The sequence below is a fragment of the Pontibacter silvestris genome (assembly GCF_020907275.1).
Lineage (GTDB): Bacteria > Bacteroidota > Bacteroidia > Cytophagales > Hymenobacteraceae > Pontibacter > Pontibacter silvestris.
Genome location: NZ_JAJJWI010000002.1, coordinates 331756 through 357782, shown reverse-complemented (window position 1 = coordinate 357782; position 26027 = coordinate 331756). Strand labels below are relative to the sequence as shown.

21 protein-coding genes are annotated in these 26027 nt (G+C 42.6%); 7 read left to right on the top strand and 14 right to left on the bottom strand.

The genetic code is table 11. The annotated features are described in order from the left end of the window. The first annotated feature begins 25 nt into the window (after nucleotides 1–25). Complete coding sequence (locus tag LN995_RS03220) at nucleotides 26–286, top strand: transposase (protein WP_317206922.1); 261 nt, start codon at nucleotides 26–28, stop codon at nucleotides 284–286. A gap of 203 nt (nucleotides 287–489) precedes the next feature. Here the strand turns inward: LN995_RS03220 and LN995_RS03215 are convergent, their stop codons facing one another. The 3 genes from LN995_RS03215 to LN995_RS03205 are packed head-to-tail and all read right to left on the bottom strand — an operon-like array spanning nucleotide 490 to nucleotide 2842. Then, nucleotides 490–1305, bottom strand: coding sequence for an aminotransferase class IV (locus LN995_RS03215; protein WP_229958303.1), 816 nt, complete (start codon nucleotides 1303–1305; stop codon nucleotides 490–492). A 47-nt stretch (nucleotides 1306–1352) separates the two neighbouring features. Beyond that, nucleotides 1353–2474, bottom strand: coding sequence for a DNA-processing protein DprA (gene dprA, locus LN995_RS03210; RefSeq protein WP_229958301.1), 1122 nt, complete (start codon nucleotides 2472–2474; stop codon nucleotides 1353–1355). A 20-nt stretch (nucleotides 2475–2494) separates the two neighbouring features. Further along, entirely contained in the window at nucleotides 2495–2842 is a 348-nt protein-coding gene (locus LN995_RS03205; RefSeq protein WP_229958299.1) for a MerR family transcriptional regulator, read from the bottom strand. A 202-nt stretch (nucleotides 2843–3044) separates the two neighbouring features. Here LN995_RS03205 and alaS point away from each other — a divergent pair, with 202 nt between their 5' ends. From alaS to LN995_RS03190, 3 genes are all read left to right on the top strand, one after another. Continuing rightward, complete coding sequence (gene alaS / locus LN995_RS03200) at nucleotides 3045–5681, top strand: alanine--tRNA ligase (protein ID WP_229958297.1); 2637 nt, start codon at nucleotides 3045–3047, stop codon at nucleotides 5679–5681. 15 nt (nucleotides 5682–5696) lie between these two features. After that, nucleotides 5697–7154 carry an Asp-tRNA(Asn)/Glu-tRNA(Gln) amidotransferase subunit GatB gene (gene gatB / locus LN995_RS03195; RefSeq protein ID WP_229958295.1) on the top strand — a complete coding sequence of 486 codons (1458 nt, stop codon included), beginning with the start codon at nucleotides 5697–5699 and terminating at the stop codon, nucleotides 7152–7154. Between the two features lie 151 nt (nucleotides 7155–7305). After that, nucleotides 7306–8418, top strand: coding sequence for a TlpA disulfide reductase family protein (locus LN995_RS03190; protein ID WP_229958293.1), 1113 nt, complete (start codon nucleotides 7306–7308; stop codon nucleotides 8416–8418). Between the two features lie 82 nt (nucleotides 8419–8500). Here LN995_RS03190 and LN995_RS03185 read toward each other — a convergent pair whose 3' ends face one another. From LN995_RS03185 to LN995_RS03175, 3 genes are all read right to left on the bottom strand, one after another. Further along, a complete protein-coding gene (locus LN995_RS03185) occupies nucleotides 8501–9118 on the bottom strand; it encodes a hypothetical protein (protein ID WP_229958291.1) in 618 nt (205 codons plus the stop codon). A gap of 17 nt (nucleotides 9119–9135) precedes the next feature. Further along, nucleotides 9136–9666 (bottom strand): acyl-CoA thioesterase, encoded by a 531-nt coding sequence (locus LN995_RS03180; RefSeq protein ID WP_229958315.1) that lies wholly within the window; start codon nucleotides 9664–9666, stop codon nucleotides 9136–9138. 186 nt (nucleotides 9667–9852) lie between these two features. After that, a complete protein-coding gene (locus LN995_RS03175) occupies nucleotides 9853–10512 on the bottom strand; it encodes a protein-L-isoaspartate(D-aspartate) O-methyltransferase (protein WP_229958289.1) in 660 nt (219 codons plus the stop codon). Between the two features lie 269 nt (nucleotides 10513–10781). On the opposite strand from LN995_RS03175, the gene LN995_RS03170 reads away from it, so the two are divergent. Further along, nucleotides 10782–11372 (top strand): riboflavin synthase, encoded by a 591-nt coding sequence (locus LN995_RS03170; RefSeq protein ID WP_229958287.1) that lies wholly within the window; start codon nucleotides 10782–10784, stop codon nucleotides 11370–11372. Nucleotides 11373–11437: 65 nt separating this feature from the next. On the opposite strand, the gene LN995_RS03165 is transcribed toward LN995_RS03170, so the two are convergent. From LN995_RS03165 to hemF, 6 genes are all read right to left on the bottom strand, one after another. After that, entirely contained in the window at nucleotides 11438–13693 is a 2256-nt protein-coding gene (locus LN995_RS03165; protein ID WP_229958285.1) for a xanthine dehydrogenase family protein molybdopterin-binding subunit, read from the bottom strand. A 45-nt stretch (nucleotides 13694–13738) separates the two neighbouring features. Beyond that, entirely contained in the window at nucleotides 13739–15949 is a 2211-nt protein-coding gene (locus tag LN995_RS03160) for a xanthine dehydrogenase family protein molybdopterin-binding subunit (RefSeq protein WP_229958283.1), read from the bottom strand. A gap of 9 nt (nucleotides 15950–15958) precedes the next feature. After that, nucleotides 15959–16942: an FAD binding domain-containing protein gene (locus LN995_RS03155; RefSeq protein WP_229958281.1), complete on the bottom strand. Its 984-nt coding sequence runs from the start codon at nucleotides 16940–16942 to the stop codon at nucleotides 15959–15961. Further along, complete coding sequence (locus tag LN995_RS03150) at nucleotides 16939–17586, bottom strand: (2Fe-2S)-binding protein (protein WP_377469856.1); 648 nt, start codon at nucleotides 17584–17586, stop codon at nucleotides 16939–16941. Before LN995_RS03150 ends, LN995_RS03155 begins: the two co-directional genes overlap by 4 nt. A gap of 395 nt (nucleotides 17587–17981) precedes the next feature. Next, nucleotides 17982–18557, bottom strand: a complete 576-nt coding sequence (locus LN995_RS03145) for a phosphatase PAP2 family protein (protein WP_229958279.1) — start codon at nucleotides 18555–18557, stop codon at nucleotides 17982–17984. 3 nt (nucleotides 18558–18560) lie between these two features. Beyond that, nucleotides 18561–19460, bottom strand: coding sequence for an oxygen-dependent coproporphyrinogen oxidase (gene hemF / locus LN995_RS03140; protein ID WP_229958277.1), 900 nt, complete (start codon nucleotides 19458–19460; stop codon nucleotides 18561–18563). A gap of 128 nt (nucleotides 19461–19588) precedes the next feature. On the opposite strand from hemF, the gene LN995_RS03135 reads away from it, so the two are divergent. After that, nucleotides 19589–21664: an alpha-ketoacid dehydrogenase subunit alpha/beta gene (locus LN995_RS03135; RefSeq protein WP_229958276.1), complete on the top strand. Its 2076-nt coding sequence runs from the start codon at nucleotides 19589–19591 to the stop codon at nucleotides 21662–21664. A 138-nt stretch (nucleotides 21665–21802) separates the two neighbouring features. Here the strand turns inward: LN995_RS03135 and tamL are convergent, their stop codons facing one another. Beyond that, the gene (tamL, locus tag LN995_RS03130) at nucleotides 21803–24238 is read right to left on the bottom strand and encodes a translocation and assembly module lipoprotein TamL (RefSeq protein ID WP_229958275.1); all 2436 of its coding nucleotides are present in this window, start codon (nucleotides 24236–24238) and stop codon (nucleotides 21803–21805) included. Between the two features lie 13 nt (nucleotides 24239–24251). Between tamL and LN995_RS03125 the strand changes: the two genes are divergently transcribed. Then, complete coding sequence (locus LN995_RS03125) at nucleotides 24252–24995, top strand: TrmH family RNA methyltransferase (protein WP_229958274.1); 744 nt, start codon at nucleotides 24252–24254, stop codon at nucleotides 24993–24995. Between the two features lie 57 nt (nucleotides 24996–25052). Here the strand turns inward: LN995_RS03125 and LN995_RS03120 are convergent, their stop codons facing one another. Beyond that, the gene (locus LN995_RS03120; protein ID WP_229958273.1) at nucleotides 25053–25964 is read right to left on the bottom strand and encodes an outer membrane beta-barrel protein; all 912 of its coding nucleotides are present in this window, start codon (nucleotides 25962–25964) and stop codon (nucleotides 25053–25055) included. Nucleotides 25965–26027: the final 63 nt, after the last annotated feature.

Here is a 26027-nt window from a genome sequence, read left to right as displayed (position 1 = left end):
TCTCCAGTAAAACATTGCAATTCCAGTGGTGGCTGACAAGGGCTATGACAGCAGCTCTTTTGCCCGAGTCATCGCTGAGTTGGGCGCTGAGGTAGTGGTTCCTTCACGTTCTAACGCAAAGCAGCCCCGCCTCATTGACGAGAACCTCTACAAGGACCAAAATAAGATAGAGCGCTTCTTCAACCGTATCAAGCACTACCGCCGCATCGCCACACGATACGACAAGACTGCCTCTAGCTTTCTAGCCTTCCTGCATCTGGCTGCAGCTATGACACTGCTGCTCTAATTGTCAACACAGCCTAGTTAAATCCTTTCAGACAGCTATGCTGTAACAACAAAACGAATTGTTGTAATAGCTGAATTTACATCGTATGAAAGAACTATCTTCAGCACCACATACTAATGTAAGTTAAAAGTATATGAATATAAAAGCCTTAAAGCTTTTTAAAATTCCACTGCTGCAGCACTAGTTGCTAATGCTAATGTGGATCAGGATAAAACAGATGTAAGATGATCTAAAAGCTTGTTTTTATTATATATCTCTTTGCTTTGAAGGTGGCTTATAGTCTTGATGCCTGTTACATTAGCGGAAAATACAGCGTCTGCTTCATACAGCTGCTCTACCTGATAATTGACCTGATCTATCTTTATCTTTTCTGATGCACAAAAGCGTAATATATTCCGCCGCATAATTCCATTTACACAGCCTGTATCAAGGGCAGGAGTATAAAATCTGTCATTCTTAACCCAGAAGATATTAGACGAAACAAGTTCAGAAACGTAAAGCTGGCGGCTAAGCAATAGCATGTCGTCTTGTTGCTGTTCTTTTTTCTCCAGGCCTGCTAAGACATACAGTAAAGCATTAGGTCCTTTGAAATGAGAGAGAGGAGAATGGATAGTGCGTACGTTTTGGCATACACTAACAGCTATCGATTTTATATCAGGAGGTGTAGCAGGCTGTACTGTAACCAACCATTCTACTGCATTAGATACTGGAGTATAGAGGCCTGCGCCGCTTCGCCAAACCTTTAGTTTAAGCCGCCCATATGCTGTGGCTGCGTTTAGGCCAGCCAGTTTTAAAAGCTCATCTTCAAAGGCAGGAGCTAATATTTGCTGTGGTAGTTGGAGCTTAAGTGCCTTTGCTGCTTCCTGTATGCGCTCTTTATGGTCTTGCCAGAAACGCAGTATTCCATTTTGAATGATTACTGTTTCAAAGAACCCATCATTGTACTGAAAGGCTCTATTACTTAAAGGGAAAAGTAACTCTTCCTCATGTACCAGCTGGCCGTTGTAAAGCAGGATCAAATTCTTTTGCAAGTAATTATGAATGAAACGTAAAGAAGAAACAGAAGCTAGCGGACCAACATAAACCTTTTGCCCGGCATTTGCCTTACCATGCCTTTGAACTCCAAGCCCAGCAGAACAGATGAAAGCTGGCTTATCGGAATTTGAGTTTTCCAGCTCAGATTATCCATTAGTTCTTCCTGAGATTGTTGAAGTAACTGCAGTATTTTTAGCTCTTCAGCATTAAATTCTGAAGAATCAAATATGGGAGAGGCAGATGGAACAGCAGCTGCTTTATCCTGCAGATCCCAGTTCAACAGTTCTACCAAATCCTGAACTGAAGTGTAAGGTACTGCTTTGAGAGACTTAATCAGGTAGTTTGTCCCTTCAGAAACCGCAGAAGTGATATTACCAGGCACTGCCATCACCTCACGATCATATCCATGAGCAATATCAGCCGTGATGAGTGCCCCACCTTTTATAGCACCCTCTACAACAATAGTGCAGTCAGCCAGACCGGCAATTATGCGGTTTCGAGCCGGAAAACGGGGAGCATCTGGTTTAGTACCGAAGCGGTTTTCTGTTAGCAAACCTCCCTGCGTCAGCATCCGCTCTGCATATTTCCGGTGAGCAGCCGGATATATAATATCTGGCCCACTTGCCATTACACCTACGGTTTGCAAACCTGCCTGTAGGGCAGCCCGATGAGCAAAAATATCAATACCATAGGCTAAACCGCTCACTACAGTTGCTCCATAAGGCTTCAGTTCGTCTACAATTCGCTCCGTTACAAGCCTTCCATAGTCTGTTGCATTACGAGTGCCAACAATGCTGATGCTGCGCCGCGCATTCAGGTTCGCATTGCCTTGCAGATAGAGTAATACAGGAGCATCAGCTATGGTTTTAAGCCTGCTTGGATAATCTGCATCAGTAAAGAAAAGCATGCGTACATGTTGCTCTTCAGCTAACTTTAATAGATGCTCAGCCTGACGTAATGCTTCGGATGAAGCTCCCAATATACCAGCGGCTGTTTTCTCACCAATGCCTGGTATCTTCATTAATTTACCTTTTGGAGCCTCTAAAACATCTTTAGCTGATCCGCAATAACTTATTAAATGCCTAATAGTTATAGCTCCTGTATTGGGTAAAAGCGTGAGCGCTACTTTGTACAGATTCTGTTGGTCTACCATGTTTTACAACAGTACGCACCTTAGCTTTTGGTGTTTAGTTGGTCTTTAATACCTATCAGGAAAGACTTTATCTTTTCAAGAGACTGAATAATCTCTACCTTATCTTTTGTCTGGATAGGTTTATTTTTTAAAACCTCTTTAGCACCTTGTATGGTATAGCCACGCTCTTTTACCAGGTGATACACCGTACGGAGATTCTCGATATCTTTTGGAGTAAACTGGCGGTTACCTTTCTTGCTCTTTTTAGGTTTAAGGTGTTCAAATTCCGTCTCCCAAAATCGGATAAGAGACGGAGCGACATCAAACATAGCCGCTACTTCACCAATAGTATAGTACTGTTTTTCTATTTCTTTCTCTTTATATGGCATAATAAAATTCTTAATAAGTGGCAGAAACAGGAGTTATTTTCGTTCATTTACTACACATTCAGGCCAAAATATGCTACTTTTGCCATGAATGCTTCAAAGTAAAGGCTGCCGAAAAGCAGGTTTCTGTGAGGCAAAAATTAGATATTTTTTGTTCTTAAACAACAAGTATAGCATTTAGTAGCTAAAGGCTTAATACTCATACATGAACTCAGCTGAGATTAGACAGAAGTTTCTAGACTTCTTTGCTTCCAAACAGCACCAGGTAGTGCCATCGGCCCCTATTGTGGTGAAAGACGACCCTACGTTGATGTTTACCAACGCAGGCATGAATCAGTTTAAAGATTATTTCCTGGGTAACAAACCAGCACCTTACAAGCGTGCCGTGGATACTCAGAAATGTCTTCGCGTATCTGGCAAGCATAACGACCTGGAGGAAGTAGGTTATGATACCTACCACCATACCATGTTCGAAATGCTGGGAAATTGGTCGTTCGGAGATTATTTTAAAAAGGAAGCACTGGAGTGGGCCTGGGAGCTACTTACTGAAGTATACCAGCTGCCAAAAGACAGGTTATACGTGTCTGTTTTTGAAGGCGATGAAAAGGACAACCTGGTAAAAGACCAGGATGCTTTTGATATCTGGAAAACCATGATTTCAGAGGAACGGATTTTATTCGGGTCCAAAAAAGACAACTTTTGGGAAATGGGCGACACTGGCCCATGCGGCCCATGTTCAGAGATCCATATTGACTTGCGTCCTGAGGAAGAGCGTGCCAAAGTAGATGGCAAAGATCTTGTCAATAACGACCATCCTCAGGTGGTGGAGATATGGAATAACGTGTTCATGGAGTTCAACCGCCTGGCCGATGGCTCACTTGTAAAACTGCCTGCACAGCATGTAGATACAGGTATGGGCTTTGAGCGTTTGTGCATGGCGATACAAGGCAAGCAGTCTAACTACGATACCGATGCTTTCCAGCCGCTTATCCAGTTTGTGGCACAGGAGGCTGGTGTAAAGTATGGCGATGATGAAAAAACAGACATTGCCATTCGTGTTATGTCTGATCATATAAGGGCCATTGCTTTTGCTATTGCGGATGGACAGTTGCCTTCTAACAATAAAGCGGGTTATGTGATTCGCCGCATTTTGCGCCGCGCAGTGCGTTATGGCTTTACATTCCTTAACTTTAAAAAGCCGTTCCTGTACCGCTTATCAGAAGTATTGGCCAACCAGATGGCACATGTTTTCCCAGAGCTGAAGCAACAGTTAAGCTTTGTACAACGCGTTATAGAGGAAGAGGAAAATGCTTTCCTACGTACGCTGGATAATGGCCTGAAGCGCTTGGATGCTTTAGAAGACAAGTTCAAAGAAAACAATAGTACAATAGACGGCAAGACAGCCTTTGAACTATACGACACCTTTGGCTTTCCGCTGGACTTAACTGCTTTGATTGCCCGTGAAAAAGGCCTGACAGTTGATGAAGCTGGCTTTGATGTAGAAATGGAACAGCAGAAAAACCGCTCCCGCAATGCCTCTACCACCGAGCAAAGTGATTGGGTAGTGCTGCAGTCTGATGTAACCACTGAGTTTATTGGGTATGATTGTGATACGTCTGATTCACACATTGTGCGTTATCGCCAGGTAAAAACAAAAAATAAGAGCGAGTATCATATTGTTTTAGACAAAACACCTTTTTATGCTGAAAGTGGTGGCCAGGTAGGAGATCAAGGATACCTGATCTCAGATTCGGAGCAGGTGGAGGTGCTGGACACCAGAAAAGAAAATGACCTTATTCTGCACATCACAGCTAAGCTGCCTCAAAATACAGAGGCTTCATTTAGAAGTGAAATTGATGCGGCACGTCGTAATCTTATTCGTAAGAATCATTCAGCTACCCACTTATTACATGCCGCATTAAGAAAAGTTTTAGGTGACCACGTGCAACAGCGCGGGTCATTGGTGAACGAAAGAGTGCTCCGCTTTGACTTTTCTCACTTTGCCAAGGTAGAAGATGCTCAGTTGCGTGAAATAGAACGAATAGTAAATGAGCGAATACGTGAAAGTATTCCTTTAGATGAGCAGCGTAATGTGCCTGTTGATGAAGCAAAAGGCATGGGTGCAATGGCTTTATTCGGTGAAAAATACGGAGAGTTTGTTCGTGTAATTACTTTTGGCAGGGAACATTCTGTAGAGCTTTGCGGTGGTACCCACGTCTACAATACAGGGCAGATTGGTTATTTTAAAATTGTTTCTGAAAGTTCTGTAGCGGCTGGTGTACGTCGCATTGAGGCTGTTACAGCAACCGCTGCAGAAGATTTTGTGCAGCAGCAACTGAATGAATTAAATGCTGTACGGGAGATACTGGCAACACAAAACAATATATCCGGAGCTGTTCATAAACTGCAGGAAGATAATAAAGCCCTGCAGAAGCAATTAGAGCAGTTTGAACTGAAGCAACTAAGTAGTCTAAAAGAAAGCCTGGCGCAAAAAGCACAGTCCTTGAATGATGTAAATTTTGTAGCTGAAAAAGTTGAAGTAAGTTCTTCTGACTACCTTAAAAAGCTTGCTTTCGACTTACGACAGGCCGTAGATAACCTTGTTTTAGTGTTAGCATCCGAAATTGATGGTAAGCCACAGATTGCCGTTATGCTTTCTGACAGTATAGTATCAGATAAGAACCTGAATGCCAGCCAGCTGGTGCGTGAACTTGCCAAAGAAATTAAAGGTGGCGGCGGTGGACAGCCATTTTATGCTACAGCAGGAGGTAAAGACACAGCAGGCCTTGCTTCAGTTTCAGCAAAAGCTTTAGAGTTAGTAAAGAAATCATTAAATCAATAATCTGTACTTAAACAGATGGATCAAGCAATAAGAGATAAATACCAGCCAGTTATAGGTTTAGAAGTTCACTGCCAGCTGTTAACATCCAGCAAAGCATATTCTTCTGATTCAACAGAGTATGGCATGTTGCCTAATACAAACCTGAGTACTATAACGCTGGCTCACCCTGGTACACTGCCTAAAATAAACAAGAGAGTGGTGGAGATGGCCGTGAAAATGGGTCTGGCTACCAATTGCGACATTACACGTTATAACGTATATGCCCGAAAAAACTACTTCTATCCTGACCTTCCGAAAGGGTACCAGCTGACTCAGGATAAAACCCCGGTTTGTGTAGGTGGGCACTTAGTTGTAAAAAATGCGCAAGATACAGACAGTCGTATCGGTATTACGCGAATTCATATGGAGGAAGACGCTGGTAAATCAATGCACTTGCCTGGTGAAATTGAGACTTTGGTAGATTTTAACCGTGCAGGCGTTCCGCTCATAGAAATTGTTTCTGAGCCAGATATTCGAGACTCTACTGAAGCCTATAATTACCTGGTAGAGATTCGCCGTTTAGTTCGTTACCTGGAAATCTGCGATGGCAATATGGAAGAAGGTTCTTTACGCTGCGATGCAAATATTTCAGTTATGCTGAAAGATGCTAAAGAATTCGGCACGAAGGTAGAGGTTAAAAACATGAACTCCTTCCGTAATGTTCAGCGTGCCATTGAGCATGAAATTGAACGCCAGATTATGATACTGGAGAATGGCGGCACCGTTGACGGCGAAACCCGTGGATTTGATGCAAATACCGGCACTACAAATGGCCAGCGTTCAAAAGAAAATATGAATGACTACCGTTACTTTCCTGAGCCTGATCTTCCGCCCTTGGTTATTGAGCAGGATTGGTTGGATGAAATTAAAGTTAGTATGCCTAGCCTTCCGCAAGAGTTGTATAACCGCTTTGTTAACGAGTATAGCTTGCCAGAATACGATGCAGCTGTTTTGACTGATGCCAAAGAGATAGCACTTTACTTTGAAGAACTTTGTAAGCATACCAAAAACTATAAAGCTGCCTCCAACTGGATGATGGGGTCTGTAAAGTCTCACCTGAACGAACTTCAGCTACACGTGAGAGACTTCCCGCTTGCACCGGAGCAGATCGCACAAATTATTGCTTTGATAGATGAGAATAAAGTAAACCATTCTGTAGCTACAAAGCAATTGTTCCCATTCTTTTTAGAACATCCTGAAAAAACTGCACTTCAGGTTGCAGAAGAACAAAATCTTCTGCAAGAGTCTAATTCTGATGAACTGGCACAGATTGTGCAGTCAGTAGTAGAGGAAAATCCTGCTAAAGTGGCTGAATACAAAGCTGGAAAGCAGTCACTGATAGGTATGTTTATGGGTGAAATCATGAAGAAAACCAAAGGGAAGGCCGATCCTAAGGTGGCTAACAAATTGCTTCGTGATAGCCTTAACGCTTAAAAGTTACTTATGAGTTTAAAGAAATATGTTCCTTTGGTATTAAATTGCTTCGTGATAGCCTTAACGCTTAAAAGTTACTTATGAGTTTAAAGAAATATGTTCCTTTGGTATTAAATTGCTTCGTGATAGCCTTAACGCTTAAAAGTTACTTATGAGTTTAAAGAAATATGTTCCTTTGGTATTAGCTGTCTTACTAGTAGGCGGTTGCCAGAGCAACAAATCGGCATCCGAGGGTGCTGACAGTTATGTGCTGGAAGGAAAGTTGAATAATGCTTCATCTGGCCAGGTTTATTTATTTGAGCTTGGTGACCAACAGTTTATAGCACGCGATACAGCTGAAGTAGGGGAAGACGGTTCTTTTAAGTTTTCCGGAGAAGTGTCTGAGCCGACTTTGTATCGCATTACTGTTGACCAGCAAAACGGACTAATGCTGGTATTAAATAAAGGACAGGTTAATATTGAAGCGGATGCCAAAGACATTAATGGAACTGCCAAAATTCAGGGATCCGAAGATTCAGAGCTTTTTCAGCAGCTTAATAAACTGGTAAATGAAACACAGCTAAAGCAGCAGGAGTTAGCACAACAGTATACGCAATATATTGATGCTGGCAAAACTGATTCTGCTGAGGCATTGAAAGATCAGTACCAGGTAGTGCAAAAGCAGGTAAAGAATTTTCTGGCACAGCACCCGGGTTCTGTTGTTTCAGCTTTTGGTACAGCTACCTTAGTTGACCCTGTTAATGATTTTGCTTTTGCAGATAGCATGGCAACGCTTTATAACGATAAGCTGCCAAACTCAAAATACACGGCTATGGTGAACGATCGGTTGAAAGATTATCGGAATACCGCCATCGGTCAGCAGGCACCTGATATTTCCTTGACAACTCCGGAGGGCGAAACCAAGAATCTTTCTTCTTTACGTGGAAAGTATGTACTGGTAGACTTCTGGGCTTCCTGGTGTGGACCTTGTCGCAAGGAAAATCCGAATGTTGTAAAAATGTACGATAAGTATAAAGATAAAGGATTTGAAATTTACGGTGTTTCATTAGACCAGTCTAAAGACAGATGGGTAAAAGCCATTGCTGACGATAACCTGAAATGGGTACATGTTTCTGACCTGAAAGGCTGGGAAAATAGTGCCGCATTAAAATATAATGTGACTGCTATACCTCAAACTGTTTTATTAGACAAAGAAGGAAAGATTATTGCCAAAGGTTTAAGAGGAGAGGACTTAGAAGCAAAGCTAGCCTCCTTACTTGATTAAAGAAGTAGTGCTCATCAGCTTAAAAGCAAAAGCCTTTCTATAATGGAAAGGCTTTTGCTTTTACATTATAGAATACCCTCTCTTATAAAAACACTTTTTTCAGTGCCCCCCAAAGCATTTTCTTGTGCTCTGTATCATGTTCTAAAATAGCAAGAGACTGGGAAAATACCACCGGAACCTGTGCTATTGCTACAGGGTTATAAAGTGTAAACTTATCATGCGGCAAATCAGTATCAACACGACTGGCAAAGCTGATGATGTAGTTTATTGGTAGTAGTTGCTTTAACTCTTCAAACTGAGCAGTTTTACCTGTCAGATTGTTAACATAAGCTACATCCTGTCTTTGAAGCCCTATAGCATGTAAAATCTTCTGTAAAAACTCTAGTTTAGGAAGGTTCTGAAACTCATGCTCAGGCAAAGTAACGAGGACCACGACACCTTTAAGATTCTCACCAATTACATTAAAACGTTTTGTCTCAGTAGCATTCTTTTTGGGTAACTCAGAAGGCTTTTCTGAAACTGATGCAGCTAATTGCTCAGGTGAACCAGTTTGCTGGTCAGAAATGCCTCCATGGAAATGTTCGGGCACAGCAGCAGTCTCTTCTGAAGTAAAGTTATCTTCAGGCAGTAAGTAAACTGTTTCCGGAAGGAAAGTTTTTAGAAACTCGCTGTTAATGTTATCTGCCTTCAAAGCCGCCATCACCATTAATACAAAAGCTATTCTTTACTTTCTTTGATATCAAATATTGTCATCAGTTCCGGTGCATCGCTAAGCTTCATTCTGCCAGCTAAAACTAGGCGAAGCTGCCGCCTTTGCAAAGCACGTTCATAATGGTGTATTTCCTCCTCGGTTTCTGGTATTGATTCAGGTACATCAATGGGGTTACCTAACTGATCAACAGCAACAAAAGTAAAATAAGCCTCATTAGATTTAAACCTCTTGCCACTTGGAATATCCTCTGCATTTACTACAATATGCACCTCCATAGAAGAGTTAAAAGCACGTGTAACATTTGCTTCCAGCGTTACCACATTACCTAGTTTAATGCTTTCCGAAAAAGAAACATTATCTACAGAGGCTGTTACTACTATTCTGTTTGAGTGCTTTTGGGCAGCAATCGCCGAAACAATATCCATCCAGTGGAGCAAGCGGCCACCCATTAGATTATGTAAGGTATTGGTATCGTTAGGCAATACCAACTCGGTCATTATAACGTAGGAGTCTTTTACTTTTTTCTGTTTACGCATTCGTATCATGCAATTATACCAGTTACAAAGATAAGCTTAAACGCTTAAACCAAAAAATTTACAAGAATTTTAACTATTAATTGTTAGTAAAAATTCAGCAATATTTTTTCTTACCTTTAAAATTATGCTAAAAAACAAGATGTAGCTTAATAGCCTATCTAAAAGATGATAAAACCAACACAAAAGTTACATCTCAGATTCCCAGCCAGACTTACCTAAAAGAGGCACAAACTTGAAAGCAGAAAATTCTTCTTTTGTAAACTCATTTTCTTCAACACGAGTAATACGCATCATTTTTTGAGTTTTTTCATCACCTACTGGTATCACCAATGCCCCTCCAACTGATAATTGTCTCACCAGGCTCTTGGGAACACCAGGTGCCCCGGCGGTAACTATAATTTTATCATAAGGTGCATGCTGCGGTAAGCCTTGTGAACCATCTCCATGAAAAGTAAAGGGTTTAAGGCCATATTTTTTAAAGAACATGGTGGCTTTCTCATAGAGAGCCCGCTTATACTCTATGGTATATACGTAAGGAGTCAGTTGGAGCAGTACAGTACACTGGTAACCGGAGCCAGTACCAATTTCCAGCACTTTATCAGTTGGCTTCAGGTTGAGTAGCTCTGTCTGAAAAGCAACGGTATAAGGCTGCGAAATAGTCTGACCCTCACCGATAGGGAAAGCCTTATCCTGGTAAGCCTGCTCCAGAAAGGCTTTTTCGAAAAAGAAATGCCTTGGTACAGCTTCTATAGCAGCCAGAACGCGCGCATCGCGGATTCCTTTTTCCCTTAATTGATTTACCAATGTCCGGCGCATGCCTTTGTGTCTGTACGAATCGGTTTGCATTAATTTGATGATTTAAATATTGAATCTCTACTGTTAAAATACGGAAAATAGCAGAGCCTTAGATGTTGGAGTATGCGAAAATAATAAACTACAGCTTAATCTGCGTAAGTCTTTTTTAAATTAGCTTTATGAAGAGTCGTTTTGCATGAAGAGTAAATCGCAAAAACATATTAATTTTGAGTAAAACAGGTATGTCCGTAGCTAACTAACTGTTCAAAAACTGTTATAGCTAACATGCAGTAAACCTACTACACCAAATAAAGAAAATTATGTTTACAGGTATTATTGAAACCTTAGGTCATGTTACCAATATCAAAGAAGAAGGCACCAATAAACATTTTACCATAGCTTGTCCATTCACGCAGGATTTACAAATAGACCAGAGTATCGCCCATAATGGTGTGTGCCTTACGGTGGTAGCTTTAAATGCTGATGATACCTTTACCGTTACAGCAATTGACGAGACTCTGAAGAAAACGAATCTGAACAGCCTCAATGTAGGTGACATTGTTAACATGGAGCGTTGTATGCAGGCAAACGGCCGCTTCGATGGGCATATTGTACAGGGACATGTGGATCAGACAGGTAAATGTGAAGAAGTGCTGGACGAAAATGGCAGTTGGATTTTTACCTTCAGCTATAATGCCAGCCTGGGCAATGTTACTGTTGAGAAAGGCTCTATTTGCATAAACGGCATCAGCCTAACTGTAGTGAATTCTAAAGAAGACAAGTTTTCTGTAGCCATAATACCATATACTTACGAGCATACGAACCTACAGCATGTAAAGCCAGGTGATACTGTTAACTTAGAGTTTGATATAGTAGGCAAATATGTGGCACGCCTGCTAGGTAAAAGGTAGCACAGAAAGGCCCCTCTCTGTTTATTTGTTTTTTAAGAAACAGAGAGGGGTTGAAGCTGATTCTATTAAATAAGCTTATCAGGTGTTATTGGGAGTTCTCTAATTCGTTTGCCAGTAGCATTAAAAACTGCATTGGCAATTGCCGGAGCCATACCAATAAGTGCTATTTCTCCGATACCCTTGGTGCCTATAGGGTTTACATGTAGGTCAGGTTTATTTACAAAAATGACATCAACCTTTGGTATGTCTGCATGCACAGGTACATGATATTCTGCCAGATCTTTGGTAACATAACGGCCGAAGCGGTCATCAATAACTGCCGCTTCCATTAAAGCCATACCAATTCCGCCAACTGCTCCGCCAATCATCTGGTTTCCGGCTGTCTTCTCATTTACGATAGTACCTGCATCGGCACAAGACACTACTTTGTTTACTCTTACTACGCCTGTTACTGGGTGAACGTGTACCTCTGCAAAATGAACCGAAAAAGAATACATAGAATAATTTTTCCGCTCATCATCTGGTTTGGCTTCTGCTGTAACATCAATTTCCTGTAGGTTGTTTTGCTTTAGTAAATCCACATAAGCCACTTTAGCCGAAGCATCATTGGGTACAGTAATCATCCCCCCAATAATCGTGATGTCCTCTGGAGTGACTGCGCTAAAAGCCGTTCCACCTAACTGCTGAATCTTTTCTTTTAAGGCTATGCACACAGCATGTACAGCGGAACCCACACTGGAAACAGTAGAAGAACCACCCTGGGAAGGAGAATGGGGGAAAGCAGAATTTCCTAACTGAAATGTAATCTTATCAGGAGGCACACCAAGAGCGTCAGCAGCAATCTGCACCATAGCAGTGCCGGTTCCAGGGCCAATATCGGTAGTGGCACTCTGAATAATAACGGAACCATCTGCCAGCATACGTGCTCTTGCTCTTGCCATTCTAAAGTTGGCCCCGAAAGTTCCTACGCCCATTCCATAGCCAACCAGCCACTCACCAAATTTCAAAGAACGCGGCTTTAGCTGACGCTTCTCCCAGCCAATGCGCTCTGCGCCCAATTGTATGCATTCTTTTAAATATTTTGTAGACCAAGGCAGATTCTTTTCCGGATCTCTTTCTGTGTGGTTAAGCATCCTGAACTCAATAGGGTCTATGTTCAGAGCATAAGCCATTTCATCCATAGCAGATTCCAGAGCAAAAGCACCAGTAGCTTCACCAGGTCCCCGCATCCATATGGGTGTGCTTACATCCAGTGCCAGTATCCGATAGCGGGTAGTTACATTAGGGCAGGCATACATCATTTTGCTCTGCTGCAAAGTAGACTCCGTAAACTCCTCATAAGAAGAAGTCTGACCTATTGACTCATGCGTAATAGCCGTTAGTTTACCGTCAGCCGTGGCACTCATACCAATCTTCTGCCAGGTGTGCGGCCGGTAACCAACCATAAAGAACATCTGCTCACGTGTCAGCATCAGTTTTACCGGGCGGTTTACCTTTTTAGCCGCTATAATGGCAGCGGTTTCATGAGGCCAGGTGTGTAGCCCGTTTCCGAAAGCACCGCCCACAAAAGTGGCAATTACCTTTACGTTCTCTACAGGAATATTCCAGTCTTTCGCAAATGCATTTTGTGTTCCTTTAACAGCCTGTGTTTTGTCATAAACTGTTAATTTATCTTCCGCTTCCCAATGGGCAACAATAGCCTGTAATTCCATTGGGTTATGTACTTCTGTGGGTTGTGTGTACTCGGCTTCTATCTTGATATCTGCCGTTTTATAAGCATCCTCTTCACCCCGCACATAATCAGCAAGGTGAGAGTTCTTGTTATTTTTTGCCTGTGAGGGAATGAAGGCTTTTTCTTTATTAGCCTCAAAATCTGTTGTGTGCTTCTCCTGCTCATACTGCGCCTTTACCAGGGACGACGCATAAAGAGCACGCTCAAAAGTATCCGCCACCACCAGGGCAATAGGCTGTCCGTTGGAGTAAACTTTGTCATTATAAAAAACACGAAGAGGTTGCCCGCCTGTAGGAGGTTCTGCTGGATGGTCATGCTGAGCAAAACCAGGGACCTTGGGGGAGTTAAGATGTGATATAACAGCTAATACACCAGGTGCCCTTTCTGCGACTTTCGTTTCCAAACTTTTAATGCGCCCTTTAGCGATGGTGCTTGTTACCAGCACAGCATGAGCCAGGTTTGGAAGCTCAAATTCAGCAGAATACCTGGCTCTACCTGTTACTTTCATCCGGCCATCCACCCGGTTCATCGGGTCACCGATAACGCCATCTTTTAATAGTTGCTCTTTCATAATATAATTAATGCTCATGCAATGCCAGCTGCTTATGTAATATTTTGAATGATTTAAAAGAACTTAAATTAGTTTATCCGGTGTAATCGGAAGCTCCCTGATACGTTTTCCTGTAGCATGATACACGGCATTAGCCACAGCTGCAGTAAATCCAATTAAAGGTATTTCGCCCATTCCTTTAGCTCCCATAGGATCTAAAACTGGATCTTCTTTATCAATAAGAATAACCTCTATAGCCGGCACATCCGCACTAACAGGTACATGATACTTTGCCAGATCATTATTGATATGTCGGCCAAAACGGTGGTCAATGATTCCCTCTTCCATTAATGCAATACCAATTCCCCAAACAACAGAACCATACACTTGGCTTTGCGCTGTTTTATGATTCATAATCTTGCCGGCATCCACTACAGAAATGACTCTGTTTACCCGCACTTCTCCAGTTGATGAATGTACCCGCACTTCCACAAAGTTGGCACAGAAAGACTTGCCTGAGTAATTGTTCATTGAAGGGTTACTGTCAGACTCTTTTATAACCTCCAGCTCCGGCAGATTATGCTGCTTTAGAATATCAGTATACCTGAGGCTGACGGAACTCTGTTTTAGCCGGATATGACCATTTCCAAACACTAAATCTTCGGGGCCAGCCTGTTGTACAGCTGCCGAAGCTAACTGCTGTAGCCGCTGCTTTAATGCGGTACAAACATCATATACGGCAGAACCTACAGAGGCAGTCGTATGGGAGCCAAACTGACCGGGTGCATAGGGCAAGGTCGAATCTCCCCATTCAAAGCGGGTCTTTTCCATGTCAGTACCCATTACGTCAGCTGCGATCTGAGTGAAAATGGTAGCAGAGCCCGGCCCTGTATCAGCAACGGCACTTTGTACCAGAAGTGAACCATCAGGAAACAACTTTGCTCTGGCCATAGCTCTGTCGCGGACAGCTTTATAAATCCCAGATGCCATGCCCATACCTACCAGCCAGTCGCCATCGCGCATTGAGCGAGGTTCTGGGTTCCGTTTGTTCCACCCAAAACGCTCTGCACCCCGCTCATAGCACTCATTCAGGTATTTGCTTGACCAGGGCTTGTTATTCTCTGGATCTTTTTCTGCATAATTTTTCAGCCTTAGCGCCAGTGGGTCCATACCCAGGGCGTAAGCTAATTCATCCACTGCAGATTCTAAAGGGAAAGAGCCACTTGTCTCGCCGGGGCCGCGTGTCCAGCAGGGTGTACTCATGTCGAGTTGCACAAGCCTGTATGTTGTATCTAAGTTAGGGCAGCTGTACATAGATTTAGTAGGATCCAGTAAGCGCTCTGTAAACTGCTCATACTGCGAAGTGGTACCATAGGCATTGTGTGTTATACCTGTTAAGGTGCCATCGGCTGTTGAGCCAATGCAAAATTTCTGAACAGACCGAGGTCTGTATCCTACCATATTGAACACCTGGTCACGCTTTAACATCACCTGCACTGGCCTGCCGGTAACTTTAGCACCCATAATAGCAGCCATTTCCTGCGGCCAGACTCTTGATGAACTCCCAAAGGCTCCACCTACAAAAGGTGAATGTGCCCGTACATTTTCTTCTTTTAAATCAAAGGACTTAGCAATTTCTTTGTGTGATATTTTTGTGGCCTGAGTTTTATTATATACCGTTACTTTATCTTCACTCTCCCAAACAGCAGTTGTGACGTGTGGCTCCATAGGGTTGTGCACCTGTATTGGCGTTTGATACTCCTGTTCTATAATAACCGGAGCAGCTTTATAAGCTCCAGCCTGACCACGGGAATAATCGTTATGATGTTCTGGCTTAATAGCTTTGCTCAAATCATCTCTGATATCTGTCACATGCGACTCTTCTTCATATTCCACTTCTACCAATGAGGCTGCATAATCAGCCCGGGCAAAGGTATCGGCTATAGCCAACGCTACAGGTTGATAATTATGATAAATTTTATCATCAAAAAACAACCTGAATTGCTGCCCATAAACTCTTGAACCCTCGTTATCGACAGAGGCATTATAACCGGGTACATCGGGCGCATTTTCATGTGTTATAACTGCCAACACACCTGGGGCATTTTCAGCAGCCTTTGTGTTGATACTTTTAATACGCCCTTTTGTTATTGTACTAGTCACTAACACACCATGAGTTTCATCTGGCAAGTTGTACTCAGCGGCATATTTCGCTCCGCCTGTAACTTTCAGCAGACCTTCGACCCGGTTTAGCGGATCACCCATCTCAACCTTCGTCTTTACTGCTTTTTTCATACGTAATATTTATGCTATCCCTGCCGCTGTTTTCAGCGCCTGCACAATGGAATTCGGAGCTAGCTTCAGCTTATAAGCATTATGTTCAAAAGCTTTTGCTCCACGCATAGCTATTTCAGCGGCTTGTTCAAAAGTTGTCTCAGATACAGGTTTACCCACTAATGCTTTTTCAGCTTCGGACAGGCGCCAGGGCTTATGAGCCACGCCTCCCATAGCCAGACGGGCATCTCTGATAGTGTTGTGATCAATATCTAAAGCGGCCGCTACAGATACCAACGCAAAGGCATAAGATGCACGCTCCCGCACTTTCAGGTATTCCACGTTTTTGGTAAAAGGCGATTCAGGAATATCCACAGCAAGGATTAATTCATTTCGGGCCAGATTTGTATCCACTTCCGGATGATCGCCAGGCAAACGATGAAAATCAATAAATGGAATCTGCCGTTCTCCTTTAGGTCCTGTAACTAATACTGTAGCATCTAAAGTTACCAGAGCCACGCTCATATCACTGGGATGCACGGCAATACACTTATCGCTGAAGCCAAAAATTGCGTGCATACGGTTAAACCCCTCCAATGCACCACAGCCTGTACCTGGCTCTCTTTTATTGCAGGGCAAAGCCGTGTCATAGAAATAATAACAGCGCGTACGTTGCATCATGTTACCACCCACTGTGGCCATATTGCGCAATTGTGCAGAAGCTCCTGACTTTAATGCCAGCGAAAGCAAAGGGAATTTCTCTAATATAACTTTGTCTTCAGCTACAGCGCTGTTCAATGCCAGGGCACCAACGCGAACACCGCCTTGAACTTTCTCAATACCTTTAAGGGGGAGCCTGTTTATATCTACCAGCTTTTCCGGTGTCATCACACCCCGCTTCATTAAATCAATCAGGTTGGTTCCACCAGCAATAAACATGGCATTCTGGTCTTTTACCAACAGGTCTATCGCCGCTTTTTGTTTTGCTGGCCGTGCATACTGGAACTGGTTCATACTTTTTGTCCTCCGTTTTTAACTTCCAGGATTGCATTTACAATGTTAGGGTATGCACCGCAACGGCAAATGTTTCCACTCATGTACTCTCTTATTTCTGCTTCAGAGTTAGCATGTCCTTCACGTATACAAGCCACAGCCGACATAATCTGACCTGGGGTGCAATAGCCACACTGGAAACCATCGTGCTTGATAAATGCCTCCTGCATAGGGTGTAATTCTTCACCAGCAGCAAGGCCCTCTATAGTTGTAATTTTTTTGCCATCCTGCATCACAGCAAAAGTTAAACATGAGTTTACACGAGTGCCATCTATATGTACTGTACAGGCCCCACATTGACCATAATCACAGCCTTTTTTTGTGCCGGTTAAGTTTAACTGCTCACGTAGTAAGTCCAGAACTGTTACCCTTGGTTCTACCGACAGCTTTTGCTTAACTCCGTTTATCTCAAGTGTAACAGGTACTTTCTCAAACTTTTCAGCCACTTTCTCATCTAGGTCAGCCGCTTTAAGTACGGTGGGAGGTGTTAAAGCAAGAGCCATCATAGCGGATGACTGCTTCAGAAATGTACGTCTTTCTTCGCTGTGATGCGTACAGTTATTTCCTTTCGGAGAATTAGCATCACAATTTTTCTTTTCAGCCATAAAAGAATTATATGAGTGTCATATGATTATTAACCTTTGCAGGCAAGCTTTAGATTTATTTAGGTTGGTTCCCCGCCTCTTGGGGTGAATGTAGTAAAGATGCTTCTCTGCTGAAGCGAGAACTTTACATTTAGTATTATTTATGAAATATAATAAATTCGAATCTATTTATATGGAAGAGTCCGCTAAAAGCAAAATTATTGTATGGTTAAACTAGACTCAATTTTTTAGTTTACTTTATACTTGTTTTCAGTTAATGATGTTGTTGTAGAAACTTAGAAAGTTTCTACAACAACTTTTAAAACAGAGAGGCAGCTATGACAATAGCTGCCTCTCTGTTTTAATTTTAATTTTCTGAACTTAATAGTATTTCAAAGAAGAACGGACCTACAATCTCATTGAATAAAAGAGGAATTCTTTTTTAAAACTATTTTATAAGCCAAGGAACACAAATAAGCCAGAAATGCTCCTAACAGTGCCCCGGCTATGGTGTCTCCTGGATAGTGTACCCCCAGGTAAATTCTGCTGTAAGAGACTATTACCGCCCAGGTTACCAACACTATCTTAAAATACAGGTAGCGGTCTGAAAGAATCAGGTTAAAGAAAACAGCCAGCGCGAAACCAGTAGAAGCATGTGAAGACATAAAACCAAATTGCCCGCCACAGCCTTGCACAATATTAACCATAGCAGATAAGTCAGGGTTGTGGCAGGGGCGAAGCCGCGCAAAAAAAGGTTTAAATACACCAGAAGCAATAAAATCTGCTAAGCCTACAGCTGCTATAGCCAACAAAAGCATAGGTATGCTTTGCTTACGGTAGCGGTAAACAATATAGGCTATCAGCAAAAGGTAAAATGGAATCCAGATATATTTATCTGAAGCGTAAATCATAATGGTATCCCAAAAAGGGCTGTGCTGGCTGTTCAGGTATACAAATAATTCCTGATCCAGCCTTTCTAGCGACTCCAGCATAGATTATTGCACATTTAACCAATCAATATCCTTTTTCAGATAAGCCTGTGTTTTTTCTTCCGGGCTTTCCGGCTCCGGAGTGAAGTTATAGACCCAGGAAGCATGTGTAGGCAGGCTCATCAGAATAGACTCTATACGTCCTTTGGTCAAAAGGCCGAACTTAGTTCCCCTGTCATAAACCAGGTTAAATTCAACATAGCGGCCCCTACGGATCATTTGCCATTGCTTTTCCCGCTCGCCATAAGATAGATCACGATTTTGATTCATTATAGAAGTGTAGAATGGAGCAAAAGCCCTGGCAACGTCTTTTACAAATTCGAAGCGAGCCTCAATAGAAATTTCTTCAGTAGCCATTAACCTGTCGAAGAAGATACCGCCTACACCACGTGTCTCGTTACGATGTTCGTTAAAGAAGTAGTCATCTGCCCATTTTTTAAACTCGGGATAATAAGAGGGATGATGCTTATCGCAGGCAGCTTTCATTTGCTCATGAAATTCTTTTGCCTGTTTCATGTCAAGGTAAATGGGTGTCAGGTCAATGCCACCACCAAACCAAGCTTTGCCGTTACCTGCCTCAAAATAGCGCACGTTCATGTGCGTGATAGGCACCATGGGGCTGTGCGGGTGCAATACAACAGAAACACCAGTGGCAAAATAATCAGGGGCAGGCATCTCCAGCATTTTTAGAAACTGTGGCGATAACTGGCCATTTACGGCAGAAAAATTAACACCGCCTTTCTCCAGCACATCGCCTGCCTCTATAACACGTGAGCGACCACCGCCACCTCCCTCATGCTGCCATATATCTTCCTGAAATGTAGCTCCACCATCACAAGTCTCCAGTGCCTGGCAAAGATCGTCCTGAAACTGCTTAAAAAACAATTCAACTTCTTCTCTGAACATCGTATTTTATATTATGTTAGTAAGACTGCAGTAAAATTACCTAATTAAGCCCATAGAAACGCACTTAGACTTACATTTTAGCTATCGGTCAGAATTTAGTAATTTTGAATAAAACTATCTCACGTTAAGTGAACGACGCTTTGGAAAAATTAAACCTGGATGTGGCAATTCTCAAAAGAGCTTATCGCCTGATGAATACAGCCAAGGCCATGGCTGAAACCTATGAAGAGAATAAGACCATCTGCAGCAAATATGTCCACAGCACCTCCCGGGGGCACGAAGCGGTCCAGCTAGCAGCAGCTTTCCAGCTTAAACCTTTCGATTATGCCTCACCATATTACCGGGATGAGTCTTTTTTGCTAGGCATTGGCTTACAACCTTATGAACTGATGCTCCAGCTCTTAGCTAAGGCAGACGATCCTTTCTCAGGTGGCCGTTCTTATTATGGGCATCCATCCCTTAAGAGAGAAGGTTTTCCCATAATACCACATCAAAGCTCCGCTACAGGTATGCAGTCTATCCCTGCCACAGGTATGGCGCATGGTATTGCATACCTGGAAAGTCAGGGGCTGTTAAAAAGTGCTGACAAGCCCGTGGTAATATGCTCTATGGGAGATGGCGCTGTTACAGAGGGAGAGGTCTCGGAAGCATTCCAGATGGCAGTACTGAAAGAGTTGCCAATTGTGTACCTGGTGCAGGATAATGACTGGGGCATATCAGCAACAGGCAAAGAAATGCGTGCCATGGATGCCTATGAGTATGCTGCCGGTTTTAAAGGAATGGAGCGTTTGCGCCTTGATGGAGCTGACTTTGTAGAGTCATATGAAGGAATGAAAGTTGCCTTTGAATATGCCCGCAAAGTAAGAAAACCCATACTTGTTCATGCCAAATGCCCACTGCTTAACCACCATACATCAGGAGTAAGAAGTGAGTGGTACCGTGGAGAGGATTTAAAGAAACACACGGAGAAAGACCCTTTACCTATACTGCGCCAACAACTATTAAATGCGGATATTGATGAAGAAGAACTAAACAGGATAGTGGCCGGGGCTGCTAAATTAGTAGCAGAAGATTTCAGACAAGCTCTGGCTGCCCCTGACCCGGACCCAGCCACTTATAAGCAGTATACGTTTGCACCAACACCTGTAACTGACGAAGAAGGAGAACGCACCCCGGAAGGTGCTGAGAAAACCAATATGGTGGATGCCGCCTTACATGCTGTAGATGATATTCTGCGCACATACCCGGAGGCCTTATTTTATGGACAGGATGTAGGAGGGGAGTTGGGAGGTGTTTTCCGTGAGGCGGCCATGCTTGCCAAAAAGTATGGTGATCATCGCGTATTTAATACTCCTATTCAGGAAGCTTACCTTATTGGCTCTACGGCTGGTATGTCTGCTGTGGGTGCTAAGGCTATTGTGGAAATACAGTTTGCCGATTATATCTGGCCAGGCATTAATCAACTGGTAGAAGAACTATCAAAAAGCTGTTACCTGACGCTGGGGAAGTTTCCTGTTCAGTCGTTGATACGCATTCCGATTGGTGCTTATGGTGGCGGTGGCCCTTATCACTCCGGCAGCATTGAGTCTGTGTTGCTTTCAATAAGAGGTATAAAGGTGGTATATCCTAGTAATGCAGCAGATATGAAAGGATTAATGAAAGCCGCTTTTCTGGACCCTAACCCCGTAATTATGCTGGAACATAAAGGTTTGTACTGGTCCAGGCTACCTGGTACCGAAGATGCCAAGACTGTTGAGCCCGATGAACATTATGTTTTGCCTTTGGGTAAAGCAAATGTGGTACAGCAGGCAGACGATAAGCAGGTGCGTTCAGGCAACAGTATGACTGTTGTTACTTATGGCATGGGGGTCTATTGGGCAAAAAAAGCAGCTAAGAAAGTTAAAGGTAGTGTTGAAATACTGGACTTGCGGACGCTAAACCCGCTTGACTTTGATGCAGTAGTTTCATCTGTAGGCAGACACGGGAAAGTGTTGGTGTTAACAGAAGAACCGCTGGCAAACTCCTTCGCTGAATCTCTGGCAGGCCGTATATCAAAAGTTTGTTTCCAACATTTAGATGCTCCGGTATTTACTGTTGGGGCTGAAAACCTGCCAGCAATTCCATTAAATATAAAGCTGGAAAAAATGATGCTGCCAAACCCAGACAAAGTTGCAGCAGCAATGGACGAATTATTAAAATACTAGTAATTACAAAGGCATAAATAAAAAGAGCTGCTGACTCAACAATAAGTCAGCAGCTCTTTTTATTTGATCTGTTGAAAGAAAATACTATGATGTAAAAAATGACTTAAAACACAGAATATGTATCTTTCGCTAATAATTTTAAAAAGGATAGCCAATACCAATGTTCAGATTGCTCTGATTGTTGCGTGAGAAAAAGTCACCGAAGTTAAATTGGTTCAGAACAAGCTTATCACCGTTTATTCCTCCCGGGTCATATACTTTAGTGGCGAAATCAAAGCGCAGAACAACTACTGATAAGTTTAAACGAATACCAAAGCCAGTACCTACAGCAATTTCCTTATAGAATGTGTTAAATTCAAAGTTTGCTCCAGGTCTTGCCTTTTCTTCCCGTAGCACCCACACATTACCTGCATCAACAAAGAAAGCACCATCTATAAAGCTGAACATATTAAAGCGATATTCTGCACTGCCCTCTAATAGAACTTCACCTGGTTGCTCTAAGGAAAAGTCTCTGTTGCGTACAAGCTGATCTCCATCAAACTCTAATGTTTCTGTAGCATATGAACCAGGGCCAAGTCGCCTGGATTGCCAAGCCCGCACACTGGATGCTCCTCCCGCAAAAAAATACTTGTCATAAGGGAGAATTGATGAGCCAAACAAAGGAGTGCCTACACCCATATTTACCCGAAAAGCAAACAGCCTTCCTCTGCCTAAAGGTATGTACCTTCTGAAGTCGGGGTTAATTTTGGCATATTGAAATGTTCTTAAACTACCAAAACTTAAGTCAAGCCCTAACTCATTCGTCAAGCCGCCCACTTCCATTAATGTTCTTAAGTAATAAGCGTTTCTGGATTGAAGATAATCATTTGTGTTGTAGATAAAGTTAAAAGCCATATTTGAAATTATACCGCTTCTAAAGCTCTCTTCCAACGAACGGCTACCCTGGCTGTAGTATCTCAGTTCTTCTAAAAACTCATCAGAGATTTCATCAGTCTGCACAATGTTTAAATTTACAGGGGAGAAGATGAACTGCATAACTGGAGGCTGAAGCGGATGGCGGTACCTCTGCCAGATGTAATCAAGTCCTAATTCATAATTCGATCGCTTGTACTCTTCCCGGTCTACATTTGTATAGCTGGCAATTAAACGTGTTTTAGGGTTATATTCGGCCAACAAGCTCCTGTTTGTGAAAGGCAGAAGAATAACGGGAAATGAAAGAGAGACATCCCCTCCAAACTCTTTCATCATTACTGTCTGGCTTGCATCTGTTAAACCAATCTGCCCCTCAAACCCACCACGTAAACCGATGTCAAGGTTTTCTGCTCCACCAAAAACATTCCGAACACGCAATCTAACACTCGAAAAAGGACCAGGAGTTCGTTCTGTGTAATTCAAACCAAGCTCAGCAGTTTCCTGGAACCTCTTAGCCGGCTGCGAACTGATAAAAGCATCCAGCCGGTAAACCGAATCTGCAGGATCTACGACTTTGTTGAAGGAAACATTATTAAACTGAAAAATGTCCAGGTCTGCCAGTTTACGCTGTGTGGTAGAGGTACGAAGCTGGCTGTAGCGTTGCCCGGGATAAATGTCAATCTTTTTATCAAGTATGTTTTTAGATATTATGTGGTTATAGGCAATGTAGTTTATGCCATTGTATTCAATAGTGTCGCGCTTAATACCAAACCGGTCTCTATCGCTCTTAAAGTAAACTTTATTTATAGTGTACACTTTATGCAACGAGTCCTGTTCAGGGTTTCTGATAATAGTTTTTATCTGCGCGGTATTTCCACTATAGCTTGTATCTACTTCAAACTCGATGTAGGCTCGGGCAAAGTCATAATAGCCCCTGTTGCGTAGCACTTCGTACAGCCTGTCACGTTCCTGCGTGAGTTCATCCTCATTATAAATCTTTCCTGGTTTAATAAGGGAGCGGGCTGAGGTAGCCTGTACAATACGTAAAATGGCAGAGTCAGGAATACCATATGTTAAATTGGAGTAACGATAGGGGATGTTTTCATCAATATTTATGGTAATGTATACCAGTTTACCCTTTTCTTCCTTTGTATAATCGGCGTTATGGTTAAAGAAGCCATTGGAGTTTAAGTAAATGCTGATCTGCTCCATCGTTCTCTCCATTAGGGTAGAATCATAAATAGCAGGAGGCTCCCCGATACGCATCAGGAAATTTCCTTCTTTCCTCCTTTGCTGCAGTCTGTTTATACGTTCATCAAACTTAATGCGCAATTCCCTTATTTCTGTAGAATCGTCGTCGGCATCATTAATTCTTCGCTGAAGTTTTGTACGTTGCCGCTCAATGCGGCGCTCTACTTGCTGTGGGCTGTAAAATTTTTGCCCGAAGTTGTAGAGAGCCAGGTAAGGTGTTGAGCCAAATATCCTTCGGTTAGGTTCCTGCTGGTAAAGCACCTCAATAGCAGTGGGTTCGATTCTTTCCAGCCCCTGCGGCGTTATATCTACCAGCAGCCTTTCATCATCAGCCAGGAACTTTGTTGGTACACAAGCAGAGAAAGCTAAAATTGTAATTAAGAGAGCAGATATGTATAATCGTGATTTCAAACGTTAATCGGCTATGTTATCAAAAGCAGTTCAGAAATATATAAACTCGTTGCAAGTAAAAAAATACCGCAACCAACACCAAGCCTTTGTTGTTGAGGGCGCAAAAAGTGTACTTGAATTGCTTCACTCAAATTTTGAGATACAGCATTTATTCATAACAGAGACGTTCCAGAAGGATAACACCGCAGCTTTACGTAAAGGTTCTTCTTATGAAGTGGTTACAGAGCAGGAACTAGTTAAAGCAGGTACATTTGCCAGTAATAATGCTGCACTGGCAGTAGCAAGCATGAGTCACCTTCCTCCTCTACATGTTGTACCTACTGACCTTATTATTGCTCTGGATGATATCAGGGACCCGGGTAACCTTGGCACCATCATTCGTATTGCAGACTGGTATGGCATTACAACGGTGGTTTGCTCAGAAACTTGTGCAGATTTTTATAATCCTAAAGTAATTTCAGCTACCATGGGTTCTTTTACGCGGGTAAATGTACATTACCTAGACCTGCCACCATGGTTGCAACAGCAAACAGCTACCCATAAAGTCTATGGAGCGGCCCTTAATGGGAATAACATTCATGCTATGCAGCTTAAGCCTGAAGGTATTGTGGTATTAGGGAATGAAGCAAATGGTATAAGAAAAGAAGTAGCGGAACAAGTAAATACATTGATTAAGATCCCGGCCTTTGGGCAAGCAGAGTCCTTAAATGTGGCTACGGCAACGGCTATAATTATGGACAACTTTCGCAGAGGGTAGAGTACAAAGGAGAGACTGCCTAAAACAAGATAGCCTCTCCTTTGATGGATTATAAATCTAATATGATAAGAAGTTAAGGCCAAAGCTGATCACATTTGCCTCCGGCCCTCGGTCTTCATCCCTGAAAAGCTCATTCATATTATATTTCACAAAAAAGTTTATAGCTCCATAGCCAATTACTCCCTTAAGCCCATACTGAAAGTCCGTAAGGTTGTAGTTATCTCTGATTTTAAGCTTTACGGTGCTGCTATTTTCGTCATACTTTAGCTTGGAATGGCTACCTAAACGATAACCGGCAAAACCACCGGCACCAACCTTAAACCCATTGCTGCCATCTGCACGCTTAAAGTTCAGCATAGCTATCAACGGTATGTTTATTGCTGACTGGCTGAGTTTTGATTTATCCAGGTTAACACTTTCTACTTGTGTGAATTCCGTAACATTGTTTACATCCTGAACAACGACATTGTCATCAAACATATAGTTGTTGAAGGAAAACTCCAGACCGGATATCAGGTAGAATGGGCTTGTGATACCACCTATTTGAAAATTAGGAGACCAGTTTAAACTGACATAGCGTGAGCCGAATGTTTTTAAATCAGGGGCAGACCCAGCATCATCCGTATTTAAGAAACGGTTTAAACCTATATCAATACCAAATCTAAACAGTGAAGTACCACTGTAAAACCCTTCTTCGTGGTGTCTGAAACTTTTTAATGAAGCTGCCTTAGTTAATGGCTGCCTGACAACCATTTCAGCTTTACCCTCTTTATTGGCGGCTCTACTTCCTCGTGCTTCAGATGGATTCAGAGCAACTACAGTTTCGGTGCCTGCTAAGTTTAAACTGCTACTTTCTACTTTTATCCACTCCTGATTTGAGGCCTTGCTACCTATAAGATTATTTTGCGCAAACACACCAGTAGTGGTAGCCATAAGAGCAGCTGCAATGAGTAATACTTTTTGTTTCATGATGAAGTATATGTGTTCTTTTCAGATTTAGTTTCAAAGGTAACGTATCGTCAGCTACAGCCT